Consider the following 12,193-nt stretch of genomic DNA (forward strand, 5'->3'; position numbering starts at 1 on the left):
GCAGGGGAGGCACGCTGGAAGCCCTCACAGGAATTCGGCTGATGGATACCAGGAGCTCCGCCCGCCCGGGCGTACAGCTAAAACCGTCAATAGGCAGTAGGACCAGTGCGCCGTGCGCACGGCTGCTGCCGGAAGGAGTGACGACATGCCCGTCGTTACAATGCGCCAGCTGCTCGACAGCGGCGTCCACTTTGGTCACCAGACCCGCCGTTGGAACCCGAAGATGAAGCGTTTCATCTTCACCGAGCGCAACGGCATCTACATCATCGATCTGCAGCAGTCGCTGTCCTACATCGACCGTGCCTACGAGTTCGTCAAGGCCACCGTTGCCCACGGCGGAACCGTCCTGTTCGTCGGTACCAAGAAGCAGGCCCAGGAAGCCATCGCCGAGCAGGCCACCCGTGTTGGCCAGCCGTACGTCAACCAGCGCTGGCTCGGTGGCATGCTCACCAACTTCCAGACCGTTGCCAAGCGTATCCAGCGCATGAAGGAACTCGAAGAGATCAACTTCGAGGACGTTGCTTCCTCCGGCCACACCAAGAAGGAGCTCCTGCTCCTCAAGCGTGAACTGACCAAGCTGCAGAACAACCTCGGTGGTATCCGCAACCTGACCAAGGCACCGTCCCTGCTCTGGGTTGTTGACACCCCGAAGGAACACCTGGCCATTGACGAGGCCAAGAAGCTGAACATCCCCGTTGTTGCCATCCTGGACAGCAACTGCGATCCCGACGACGTCGACTTCCCGATCCCGGGCAACGACGACGCCATCCGCTCCGTAAACCTGCTGACCCGCGTCATCGCCGATGCCGTTGCGGAAGGCCTGATGGTCCGCCACAACAAGTCCGGGAACACCGAAGCCGCGGCCGAGCCGCTGGCCGAGTGGGAGCGCGAACTGCTTGAAGGCGCTGCAGAGACACCCGCAGCCGAAGCCGCTGCAGAGGCCCCCGCCGCTGAAGCAACAGGAGTCGACGCCGTCGTAGACGCTCCGGCCGCCGAAGTAACTGAGAAGTAAAGAACGAATTCCTTGGTCCGGGTGATCTAACGCCGGGACCGGGTATCTGTTGGTGCGGCTGGCCGGGATTCCCGACCAGCCGCACTGGCGGAACCGCACCAATACTTATAACGGGAGGACTGGAGTCCAAATGGCGAACTACACCGCTGCTGATATCAAGGCACTGCGCGAGCGCACCGGCGCCGGCATGATGGATGTAAAGAAAGCTCTGGACGAGGCCAACGGCGATGCCGACAAGGCCATGGAGCTCATCCGCATCAAGGGCCTGAAGGGCGCTACCAAGCGTGAAGGCCGTTCCACCGCTGAGGGCCTGGTTGCTGCCAAGGTCATCGACGGCACCGTTGGTGTCATGATCGAACTGAACTGCGAAACCGACTTCGTTGCCAAGTCCGCCAAGTTCATCGAACTGGCTGACAAGGTGCTGGCCGCCGCTGTTGAGTCCGCTGCTGCCGACGCCGAAACCCTCCTTGCCTACAACGTTGACGGCAAGCCGCTGTCCGAGGTTGTCGTCGAGGAAGGCGCCATCCTGGGCGAGAAGGTTGTTGTCCGCCGCGTGGCACGCATCGAAGGCAAGACCGTTGATGCCTACCTGCACAAGACCTCCAAGGATCTTCCGGCACAGGTCGGCGTGCTGTTCGCCGTCGACGGCGAAGGCGCAGACGCTGCCACGGCCGCCCACGACGTCGCTGTGCACACCGCTGCCTACGCTCCGACCTACCTGACCCGTGACGAAGTTCCGGCAGAGACCGTCGAGAACGAACGCCGCATCGCCGACGAGACCGCACGTGCGGAAGGCAAGCCCGAAGGCGCGCTGACCAAGATCGTTGAAGGCCGTCTGACCGGTTTCTTCAAGGAAATCGTCCTGCTGGACCAGCCGTTCGCCAAGGACGCCAAGAAGACCGTCGGCAAGGTGCTCGAAGAAGCCGGGGTTGCTCCCGTTGGATTCGCCCGTTTCCGTGTAGGCGCCTAATTCCTTAGGCCATAACGGTTCCGACGAAAACGTCATCATGACAGAGGGGGTGGTCACCACGGGTGACCACCCCTTTTGCCTGTCCAGAACAGCTAACTAGTCTTAAAAGCAGCATCAGCATCTATGCCCGGGAGGCACAATGGCCCACGTATTGAAAGACACCGATTCCCCGCGACGACGCGTCCTGCTGAAACTTTCGGGCGAGGTGTTCGGCGGCGGGAAGCTCGGTGTTGATCCGGATACCGTGCGTGCCGTGGCCAAACAGATCGCGGCAACCGTCGGTGAAGTTGAAGTCGCCATTGTGGTGGGCGGAGGGAACTTCTTCCGCGGCGCGGAACTGTCCACCAGCGGCATGGACCGCTCCCGCGCGGATTACATGGGCATGCTCGGCACGGTTATGAACTGCCTCGCGCTGCAGGATTTCCTGGAGCAGGCCGGCGTCGAGACCCGGGTGCAGAGCGCCATCACCATGGGCCAGGTTGCTGAAGCGTACATTCCCCGGCGGGCCATCCGGCACCTGGAGAAGGGCCGTGTAGTGATCTTCGGTGCGGGCGCGGGCCTGCCCTACTTCTCCACCGATACGGTGGCCGCACAGCGTGCCCTGGAGGTCCACGCAGATGAGGTCCTGATGGCCAAGAGCGGCGTGGACGGTGTCTACACTGCGGACCCCAACAAGGACCCCAACGCGCGGCGCCTTGAGACCCTGACCTACGACGACGCCCTGCGCCAGGACATCCGCGTGATGGACCAGACGGCCATGACCATGTGCAAGGACAATGACCTGGACATGGTGGTCTTCGGCATGGAGGGCGAGGGTAACGTGACCCGCGCGATCCGTGGCGAGAAGATCGGCACCATCGTTTCCAACTAGCTGTGAATGACGGCCCTGCGGCACCTGGAACGGCGGCAACGAAATTCCCTCGGCCGCAGGCGGCCTCCGGAATTTAAAGCCGCCTTCCTCCAGGTCCCGCAGGGCGGGAGAACCGCCCCGGCTGTTGGGACCTGCACCGTAGCGGGTGGATGCCGGGGCGCCGCACCTTGCCACCTGCGTGTTGTGGTCGCTGCGCTCGGTGCAGGGAACCCGCACCCTTGGCTTAGGATGATATAAGAGCCCGGCCGCCAGGCAATATTGCCTGCGGACACTGTTTTATGAGGAGAGACCGTGATTGAAGACACCTTGAAAGAGGCCGCCGACAAAATGGACAAGGCGGTGGAAGTTGCTAAGGAAGACTTCTCCTCCGTCCGGACCGGCCGCGCCAACCCGGCACTCTTTTCCCGGGTGCTGGTGGACTACTACGGTTCCCCGACGCAGCTTCAGCAGCTGGCATCCTTTGCCACGCCGGATGCCCGCACCCTGCTGATCACTCCGTACGACGTAACCGCACTGCGTGCCATTGAGCGTGCGCTCAGCGACTCCGAGGTGGGTGCCAACCCGTCTAACGACGGCAAGGTCATCCGGGTCATCATGCCCGAACTTACCCAGGACCGCCGCAAGGAATACGTCAAGATTGTCCGCGGCAAGGCAGAGGACGCCAAGGTCTCCGTCCGGAACATCCGCCGCAAGGCAAAGGACGGGATTGACCGTCTGGTGAAGGACAGCGAAGTCGGCGAGGATGACGGTGCCCGCGCCGAAAAGGACCTTGATGCCCTGACCAAGGCACACACGGATTCCATCGACGAGCTCCTCAAGCGCAAGGAAGCCGAGCTTCTCGAGGTCTGATGAGTGACACCCAGCCTTCCACCCAGGCTGGCGGGTCACCGTCCGTCGAGACAGTTCCGGCAGCAAAGGCCCAGGATATGAGCGCACCGGAGTCCAGCCAGGCCGGCGGACGCCGCGCCCGCAACCGGAGCGGTAAGGATGCCAAACCGGCCAAAGTGTCACGGGCCGGACGCAACCTGCCCGCTGCCATCGCCGTCGGCGTTATTCTCCTGGGATCTCTGCTTGTAGGCCTGCTGTTCCTGCCGTTCGCCATCGTGGTGATAGCGGTGGCCTTCGCCGCCGTCGGCGTCTGGGAAGTCAGCCGGGCCCTGGAGGTGCGGGGCATGAAGGTGCCCCTGGTGCCCGTACTCGTCGGATCCGTGGGCCTGCCTTTCGCCGCCTACTTCGGCGGTACGGAGGCGCTGGCCTTTGCCACGGTTGCCACGGCAGTGGCGATTCTGCTCTGGCGCAGCATTGATACCGCTGCCGAAGCGATCCAGAGCATCCTCGCCGGCATCTTCGTGGTGCTCTGGGTTCCCTTCCTGCTCAGCTTCGCCCTGCTGCTGCTGCGCGAGCCGGACGGGCAGATCCGGGTGGCCGTGCTGCTTCTGCTGGTGGTAGCCAATGACACCTTCGGTTACCTGGTGGGTGCCTTCTTCGGAAAGCATCCCATGGCCCCGAAGATCAGCCCGAAGAAATCCTGGGAGGGATTCGCCGGGTCGGCGGCCGGCGCTGCCATTGTCGGAGTGGGGGCAGCGGTGCTGTTCCTGGACCAGCCCTGGTGGTTCGGCGTGGCACTGGCGGTCGCAACCGTGGCCGCGGCAACGGCGGGGGACTTCTCCGAATCCATGGTTAAACGTGAACTCGGCGTCAAGGACATGTCCAACCTCCTGCCCGGACACGGCGGGGTGATGGACCGCCTGGACTCGGTGGTCTTCGCCTCCCCGGTGGTCTTCCTTCTTTCGGTGCTGCTGTCGGCGGTGTCCTGACGGGATTCCCCGCTGGTACCGACCGGCGGCCGCCGCCCGGCCATTGGCAGCCGCTGCGGAAACGCAGTAAGCGTAACGGTCCGGCAACAACCGGTGCGCCTGAACCCGGCCCCGACGGCGGCGTCGTAAGATGTTTCAGAGTTTTTCAGGCGTTGGACGCGGAGTGTCCGGTGCCAACACGGCCTCCAGCGGCAATAGCTCCCGAGGCAATAACCACAGAGGAACAGTACATTCATGGACGATGAGCGGCAGGCCAGTGCCCCTTTCGAGCGCGTGGGACGACGGGACTACGGCTACAACATCCGCCAGGTCGATGAGTTCCTGACCAAGGCACGGAACTACTACAACTCGGAATCCAGGACCGCGAAGCCCGTCACCAGTGCGGATGTCCGGTCCATGGCCTTCGACCCGGCCAAGGGCGGCTACGAACCGCAGGCAGTGGACGCGGCCCTGGACCGCCTCGAGGACGTTTTCGCCCAGCGGGAGCGCGACGAGATGATCACCGAACGCGGTGAGGAAGCGTGGCTGCTGCAGATCGGCCGCATGTCAGCCGTGCTGCGGGCAAGGCTGCACCGGAAGCCGGGGGAGCGGTTCCGCCGTCCGGTCAAGAAGCGTGTCCCCAGTTACAACGTTAAGGACGTGGACGCGCTCTGCAACGAACTTCTCGGTTACTTCGAGCATGACCGTCCGCTGAGTGTCGATGTGGTGCGCCGCGCCGTGTTCCGCGAGGCACGGGGTGCCGACGGTTATGAAGAGACCCAGGTGGATGCCTTCCTGGACCGCGTTGTCGAGCTGATGGCGTCCATAGACTAACGGTTGTCCTCGGTGGGGGACCCGGCGCCGGGACGGGGCCGCTCAAGGGGCTCCGGTGTATGCAGTCGGGCCAGGAATTTCGCCGCTCCGCCGGGCAGGGCGCCGGACGTCAGCTTGGACACGATCACGGTGACGGCAAAGGCAGCCGGCACCGTCCAGGCGGCAGGCTGCTCTATCCACGCCGGAATCGAGGCCCCCATCCGGGGTAGGACGGCACCTGCCACCATTGCGCCGCCGCACAGCAGGGCACCGGTGAACATCCCCGCCCCGGCCCCGGCAGCGGTCAGCGGCCGCCACCAGATGCCCAGCACCAGCAGGGGGCACAGTGTGGAGGCCGTGAAGGCAAAAACCATGCCAATGCTTCCGGCCAGGGCCGATGACTCGGTCAGCAGGGCAATGACCAGCGGGACCACGGCGGCCAGGACGGCAGAGAGCCGGAAGCCGCGCACGCTGCCGCGGAAAAACTCCTGGCTGATGACCCCCGCCAGCGAAACCGTCAGCCCGCTGCTCGTGGAGAGGAACGCTGCGAAGGCCCCGGCAGTCACCAGGGCAGCCAGCAAATCACCGGAGGCGCCGTCGAACACGCGCCCGGGAAGCAGCAGCACCGTGGCATCCGTGTTTCCGTCGGCTGCCAGGTCCGGTGCATAAATCCGGCCCAGAACCCCGTATGTGATGGGGAAAATGTAAAACAGGGACAGCAGGCCGAGCACAATCAGTGTGGTCCGCCGGGCCGAGGCGCCGTCCGGATTCGTGTAGAACCGCACCAGCACATGGGGCAGGCCCAAGGTGCCGCAGAGCAGGGCAATGCTGAGGGAGATGTTGCGGTAGAGCGGTGCATGGGTCTGCGGATCCAGGGCTTCGGCCAGGAGCTGCGCTCCGCCCGGACCGGGCGGACCGTCACCGGCCAGGCGGAAAAGGATGAACAGCACGGGAACGCCGATGGCCACCAGTTTCAGCCAGTATTGGAACGCCTGCACAAACGTAATGGACCGCATCCCGCCGGTCACCACGCTGACGCAGACGACGCCGGTTACCACCAGGCAGCCGATCCAGGCCGGCAGGCCGGTGGTGATGCGCATGGTCAAAGCGGCACCGTGCATCTGGGGGACGATGTACAGCCAGCCGACGGCGATCACCAGGAGGCTGGTGAGCCGCCGGACAGGAAGGGACTCGAGCCGGGCATGGGCAAAGTCCGGTACGGTGTAGGCGCCCGAACGCCGCAGCGGTGCGGCCACAAACAGCAGCAGCATCAGATAGCCGCCGGTATAGCCGATCGGGAACCAGAGGGCATCCACACCGGAGGCAACGATGAGCCCGGCCACGCCGAGGAAACTTGCGGCAGAAAGGTATTCCCCGCCGATAGCCGAGGCATTCCACCACGGCTTAACCGTGCGTGAGGCGACGTAGAAGTCGCTGGTGGTCCGGGAAATACGCAGGCCGTAGAACCCGATCAGCAGGGTGGCGGCAGCCACGAAAGCCAGGGCGGCATAACCGATGCCCGGACTCATGCCGGGGTCCAAAGAAAGATCCACGCCGGCGCCTACCGTCCGTCCACCAGATCGCGGTACCGGTTCTCGTTGCGCTGGGCACTGAGGACGTAGAGCATCCCGCAGCCGATCACCAGCGGGTACACCCCCACACCCAGAAGGATCCACGGTGCAGGAACCCCGAACATGCTCAGGTCTGCAATCACGGGAAGGAAGGCCAGCAGTACCGGGACGCTGAGCAGGATCAGGAGAAACCCGCCGCCGACCACCAGTGCCAGCCGGAGCTGGCTGCGGATCAGGGAGCCGATCACGAGCTCTCCAACCTCGGACTGTTCATCCAGCTCCCGGGACACCGGGAACGGGGCTGCTCCGCCGGAGATGCCGGTGGCAGTCACCCGGACGCGGCGCGGTGCCGGCGCTGCGGGGGTCTCGCCGTTCTTCATGATGTGGGCCGGACGCGTCCGGCCTCCAGCGTGTTGCGGACAGCGGGCAGGTGGCGCCGGCTGACCGGCAGATCAACGTCGCCCAGGCGCACGCTGGCCCGGCCTGCGGTCAGCCGCACCTGGCGCAGATGGTTCCTGGCCACCAGATAGGACCGGTGGATGCGCACGAAACCTGCCTCCGCCCACTGCTCTTCCAGGTCCGCCAGCGGCACCCGGATGAGGTAGGAGGCCTCGGCGGTGTGCAGCCGGGCGTAGTCACCCTGCGCCTGAACGTAGCGGATGTCCGCGCGGGGAATGATTTTCGTTGTCGCGCCCTGCACCACGGTGACGACGTCGGCGTCCGGGGCATCGCTCTCGGCACCTAACTCGCAGATCCGGCGCACCGACTCCGAGAGGCGCTCCGGACGCACCGGTTTGAGCAGATAGTCCAAGGCGGCAAGGTCGAAGGCGCGCAGCGCCTGGTCCTCGTCCGCGGTCACGAACACCACGGCCGGCGGACGTTCCCGGCGCGCCAGGGCCTTGGCGATGTCCAGGCCGGAGAGCGCAGGCATGTGGATGTCCAGGAACACGGCGTCGACGTCGCGTGACTCGATCTCCTGCAGGGCCTGGGCTCCGCTGCCGGCCCGGTGCACGGTACCGATCCGTGCGTCCAGGCCGAGCAGGTAGGCAAGTTCCTCAACGGCGGGCGCTTCGTCGTCGGCCACCACAACGGTCAGGGGGCGGGCAGGTTTACGCATGTGAGACAGATTACGCGTTTGTTGGCCGGTTCTCCGGCTGCGACTTGGGCACCCGCATGGTGATCAGGGTTCCGGCACCCGGCGCGGTGTCGATCACCAGACCGTGCGAGTCCCCGTACACCTGGCGCAGCCGCACGTCCACGTTGCGCAGTCCCACGTGGTCGCCCTCGGCATGTCCGGCCAGAACAGACCGGAGATAACCGGGGTCCATGCCAACACCGTTGTCCTCGATGGTGATCACCGCTTCGGCCCCGGCATCCACGGCGGCAATGGTGATCCGGCCCTGTCCGTCCTTTGCCTCCAGGCCGTGGCGGACGGAATTTTCCACCAGCGGCTGCAGGGATAGGAACGGGATAACGGTCGGCAGCACTTCGGGGGCAATCTGCAGGCTGACCTTCAGCCGTTCCCCGAAACGGGCCCGCTCCAGCAGCAGGTACCGGTCCACCGACTGCAGTTCCTCGGCGATGGTGGTGAAGTTGCCGTGCCGGCGGAAGGAGTAACGGGTGAAGTCGGCAAACTCGACCACCAGCTCCCGGGCACGTGCCGGATCGGTGTTGATGTAGGAAGCAATCGCGTTCAGCGAGTTGTAAATAAAATGCGGACTGATCTGGGCCCGCAGCGCCCGGACCTCGGCCTCCATCAGCTGGGCGCGGGAGGTGTCCAGCTCCGCCAGCTCCACCTGGGTGGCAAGCCATCCGGCCACTTCGTTTGCGGCACGGACCAGACCGGCCCGCACCGTCGGCGCGAAAACGGCCACGGTGCCCACCGTCTGCCCGTTGACCGGGAGCGGGGCCACCAGCAGTTCCCGTCCGGAGTGCTCCAGCCCCAGCGCCCGGAGCGCAGCGCCGCGGAACACCCGGGTGCGGCCGGACTCCAGGACCAGTGCCGCCGCGGACTGCAGCCTCTCCCGCCGTACGGCCGTGTCCGGCACGGTGCCCTCCCAGGCGAGCACCGTGGAGGCATCGGTGATCACCAGGGTGTCGCAGTCCAGCAGGTCGCGCAGGTGCCGGCTGGCCTTGCGCGCCCCGGCCGGCGTCAGGCCGGCGCGCAGGTGCGCCGAGGCCAGGGACGCGGTATGCAGCGTGGCATAGGTGGCCCGTTCGGCGTCGGAACCCAGATCCCGCTGCGAGCGGGTCAGCCGGAAGCCGAGCGCGCCCACCACCGCGATGGTCAGGACCGCAATGGCGCAGACCAGGGCAATATCAACGGCGGGACTGAGCATGGCACCACCCTAGCCTCACACCGGAGCGGGAACCGGCGGGGATGCCGTTCACCGCACGGAACTGACCGTTCACCGACGCTGCGGGGCGTCGGGCGGACACGGCCGCCGGGGTGTAGGAAAGTGATGAGCGTCACAGCTTGCACGGCGTCGTGTCCTGACCTTTTCGAGGTGGGCGCAGCGCGCAGGGCGGGCCCCAACAGAGGAGGAACAATGGCTGAAGAGCAGCCGGTTTCACACGCTGCGCACCCTGACCAGGTGGACTTCCGGGAAGTTCAGAGCTCACCCGAGTTCCAGGAACTACGCAAGCGCCAGCGCAGCTTTATTTTCCCCATGGCCGTGGTTTTCCTGGTCTGGTACTTCGCATACGTCCTGCTGGCCGACTACGCGCATGACTTCATGTCCACTCCGGTGATTGGCAACATCAACATCGGACTGATTCTGGGTCTGCTGCAGTTTGTCAGCACCTTTGGCATCACCATGTGGTACGTCAGTTACGCCAACCGCCGGTTGGACCCCATATCCGCGGAGATCCGCGCCGAACTTGAGGCCAAGGGCGTCAGCCGTCCGGAGGAGAACAAGTGAACACTGTGCAGATAGCTGCAGCCGACATTACGGCCGACTCCATCAAGGACACCGGCCTGCTGAACATGATTATCTTCGGCCTGTTCGTGGCCGTGACCCTGGTAGTGGTGCTGCGGGCCAGCCGCAACAATAAAACCGCCGCTGACTACTACGCCGCCGGCCGCTCGTTCACCGGACCGCAGAACGGCACGGCCATTGCCGGGGACTACCTCTCCGCGGCGTCCTTCCTCGGCATTGTCGGCGCCATTGCCATCAACGGCTATGACGGCTTCCTCTACTCCATCGGCTTCCTCGTCGCCTGGCTGGTAGCCCTGCTGCTGGTCGCTGAAATGCTGCGCAACACCGGCAAGTTCACCATGGCCGATGTGCTCTCCTTCCGCCTCAAGCAGCGTCCGGTCCGCATTGCCGCGGCCATCACCACCCTGGCGGTCTGCTTCTTCTACCTCCTGGCACAGATGGCCGGTGCCGGCGGACTGGTGTCCCTGCTCATGGGTATCGACGGCAAGGTGGGCCAGTCACTGGTGATCACCGTCGTCGGCGGCCTGATGATCATTTACGTACTGATCGGCGGCATGAAGGGCACCACCTGGGTGCAGATCATCAAGGCCTGCCTGCTGATTGCCGGCGCCGCCATCATGACCGTCTGGGTCCTGGCACTGCACGGCTTCAACCTCTCCGAACTGCTGGGGGCTGCCGTGGAAACCTCCGGCAATGCCGCCATCCTGGATCCGGGACTGCAGTACGGCAAGTCTGAAACCTCCAAGCTCGACTTCGTCTCCCTGGGCCTGGCGCTGGTGCTGGGCACTGCGGCACTGCCACACGTGCTGATGCGCTTCTACACCGTCCCCACGGCCAAGGAAGCCCGCCGGTCGGTGGTCTGGGCCATCTGGCTGATCGGCCTGTTCTACCTCTTCACCCTGGTGCTGGGCTACGGTGCAGCAGCACTTATCGGCGCAGACGCGATCAAGTCGGCTCCCGGCGGGGTGAACTCGGCAGCCCCGCTGCTGGCCTTCGCCCTCGGCGGGCCGGTACTCCTGGGCCTGATCTCCGCCGTCGCCTTCGCCACCATTCTTGCAGTGGTGGCCGGCCTGACCATCACCGCAGCGGCGTCCTTCGCCCATGACATCTACGCCAGCGTGATCCGCAAGGACCAGGTCGACGCCGACGGTGAAGTCAAGGTGGCCCGCACCACGGTGGTGGTGATCGGCATCGTCTCCATCCTCGGCGGCATCGGCGCACAGGGACAGAACGTGGCCTTCCTGGTGGCTCTGGCCTTCGCCGTGGCAGCCAGCGCGAACCTGCCGACCATCATCTACTCGCTGTACTGGCGGAAATTCTCCACCCAGGGCGCGGTCTGGAGCATGTACGGCGGCCTTGGCTCGGCGATCCTGCTCATCGCTTTCTCGCCCGTAGTCTCGGGTGCCGAAACCTCGATGATTGCCGGGGCGGACTTCGCCTGGTTCCCGCTGAACAACCCGGGTCTGGTATCCATCCCGCTGGCCTTCTTCCTGGGCTGGCTGGGCACGGTCCTGGATAAGAACACCGAATCCGCCACCAAGCAGGCGGAAATGGAAGTGCGTTCGCTCACCGGTGTCGGCGCTGAAAAGGCGGTTGACCACTAAGGCAGCTGCCGCAGGCATAAAGGCAGGGCCCGCTTCGGCGGGTCCTGCCTTTTGTGTGCCACCTAAAAGCATGCACCGGTAAAACCGGCGAAAGGTGCACGCAAAAAACGGGATTCAGCGTCCCGTATTGGTATTGTGTGTGTCTGTTACCACTGTCTTCATCGCCCCGTTGCCCGAAAGGTTAGCGGAATCCGTGTCAACGGAAATGTTCAGCGGATTTCATCGGGCGGCGGAGCCATTGTCTCTAGAGGGGGAAATCCATATGTCACGCGTGTTGTCCACCGAGCAGGCGAAGTCTGCCATCAACCAGGTGCAGTCCATCATCAACGGCGGGTTCACCGACCAGATTCAGGCGCTGGACGCGCAGGGCAAGATCCTGTCAGACCCGAACGTATGGGACGGCCCGCTGGCCGCCCAGTTCCGCGGTTCAACGTGGCCGGAAACCAAGGCAGCGCTGGATAAGGCCCGCCAGGAGCTCGAAGAGCTGCGTACGCAGCTGCAGAAGATTTCGCAGGACATCTTCTCCGCAGGCGGCGGCGCGTAAGCGAGCCGTTCCCGTCCGCGTTGTAAGGGCCGGATAGCTGTTCCGCTGCCGCGGACGGCTATCCGGCCGGCAC

The 12,193-nt window shown here is 64.8% G+C and carries 13 protein-coding genes; 9 read left to right on the top strand and 4 right to left on the bottom strand.

The window, feature by feature from the left end; translation table 11 throughout:
- The first annotated feature begins 145 nt into the window (after positions 1–145).
- From rpsB to MUK71_RS05735, 6 genes are all read left to right on the top strand, one after another.
- Positions 146–1,012 carry a 30S ribosomal protein S2 gene (gene rpsB, locus MUK71_RS05710; RefSeq protein ID WP_227904368.1) on the top strand — a complete coding sequence of 289 codons (867 nt, stop codon included), beginning with the start codon at positions 146–148 and terminating at the stop codon, positions 1,010–1,012.
- Positions 1,013–1,142: 130 nt separating this feature from the next.
- Positions 1,143–1,982, top strand: a complete 840-nt coding sequence (gene tsf / locus MUK71_RS05715) for a translation elongation factor Ts (RefSeq protein WP_227904369.1) — start codon at positions 1,143–1,145, stop codon at positions 1,980–1,982.
- Between the two features lie 139 nt (positions 1,983–2,121).
- Entirely contained in the window at positions 2,122–2,853 is a 732-nt protein-coding gene (pyrH, locus tag MUK71_RS05720; protein WP_227904370.1) for a UMP kinase, read from the top strand.
- A 291-nt stretch (positions 2,854–3,144) separates the two neighbouring features.
- Positions 3,145–3,702: a ribosome recycling factor gene (gene frr, locus MUK71_RS05725; protein ID WP_227904371.1), complete on the top strand. Its 558-nt coding sequence runs from the start codon at positions 3,145–3,147 to the stop codon at positions 3,700–3,702.
- A gap of 77 nt (positions 3,703–3,779) precedes the next feature.
- Positions 3,780–4,670 carry a phosphatidate cytidylyltransferase gene (locus MUK71_RS05730; protein ID WP_423723773.1) on the top strand — a complete coding sequence of 297 codons (891 nt, stop codon included), beginning with the start codon at positions 3,780–3,782 and terminating at the stop codon, positions 4,668–4,670.
- 234 nt (positions 4,671–4,904) lie between these two features.
- A complete protein-coding gene (locus MUK71_RS05735; protein WP_227904373.1) occupies positions 4,905–5,483 on the top strand; it encodes a DivIVA domain-containing protein in 579 nt (192 codons plus the stop codon).
- Here MUK71_RS05735 and MUK71_RS05740 read toward each other — a convergent pair.
- The 4 genes from MUK71_RS05740 to MUK71_RS05755 are packed head-to-tail and all read right to left on the bottom strand — an operon-like array spanning position 5,480 to position 9,372.
- Complete coding sequence (locus MUK71_RS05740) at positions 5,480–6,991, bottom strand: sodium/solute symporter (protein WP_227929050.1); 1,512 nt, start codon at positions 6,989–6,991, stop codon at positions 5,480–5,482. The genes MUK71_RS05735 and MUK71_RS05740 overlap by 4 nt on opposite strands.
- A 32-nt stretch (positions 6,992–7,023) precedes the next feature.
- Complete coding sequence (locus tag MUK71_RS05745) at positions 7,024–7,413, bottom strand: DUF485 domain-containing protein (protein ID WP_227928977.1); 390 nt, start codon at positions 7,411–7,413, stop codon at positions 7,024–7,026.
- A complete protein-coding gene (locus tag MUK71_RS05750) occupies positions 7,410–8,150 on the bottom strand; it encodes a LytR/AlgR family response regulator transcription factor (RefSeq protein ID WP_227928978.1) in 741 nt (246 codons plus the stop codon). The genes MUK71_RS05745 and MUK71_RS05750 overlap by 4 nt, the downstream gene beginning before the upstream one ends.
- A 10-nt stretch (positions 8,151–8,160) precedes the next feature.
- The gene (locus tag MUK71_RS05755) at positions 8,161–9,372 is read right to left on the bottom strand and encodes a sensor histidine kinase (RefSeq protein WP_227904376.1); all 1,212 of its coding nucleotides are present in this window, start codon (positions 9,370–9,372) and stop codon (positions 8,161–8,163) included.
- A gap of 210 nt (positions 9,373–9,582) precedes the next feature.
- On the opposite strand from MUK71_RS05755, the gene MUK71_RS05760 reads away from it, so the two are divergent.
- The 3 genes from MUK71_RS05760 to MUK71_RS05770 all read left to right on the top strand — a co-directional run bounded on the left by MUK71_RS05760 (position 9,583) and on the right by MUK71_RS05770 (position 12,120).
- Positions 9,583–9,954 (top strand): DUF485 domain-containing protein, encoded by a 372-nt coding sequence (locus MUK71_RS05760; RefSeq protein ID WP_227904377.1) that lies wholly within the window; start codon positions 9,583–9,585, stop codon positions 9,952–9,954.
- A 65-nt stretch (positions 9,955–10,019) separates the two neighbouring features.
- The gene (locus MUK71_RS05765) at positions 10,020–11,576 is read left to right on the top strand and encodes a solute symporter family protein (protein WP_231710030.1); all 1,557 of its coding nucleotides are present in this window, start codon (positions 10,020–10,022) and stop codon (positions 11,574–11,576) included.
- A gap of 262 nt (positions 11,577–11,838) precedes the next feature.
- Positions 11,839–12,120 carry a pyrophosphorylase gene (locus MUK71_RS05770; RefSeq protein ID WP_146363391.1) on the top strand — a complete coding sequence of 94 codons (282 nt, stop codon included), beginning with the start codon at positions 11,839–11,841 and terminating at the stop codon, positions 12,118–12,120.
- The last annotated feature ends 73 nt before the right edge of the window (positions 12,121–12,193 follow it).

Source organism: Arthrobacter zhangbolii, from assembly GCF_022869865.1.
Lineage (GTDB): Bacteria > Actinomycetota > Actinomycetes > Actinomycetales > Micrococcaceae > Arthrobacter_B > Arthrobacter_B zhangbolii.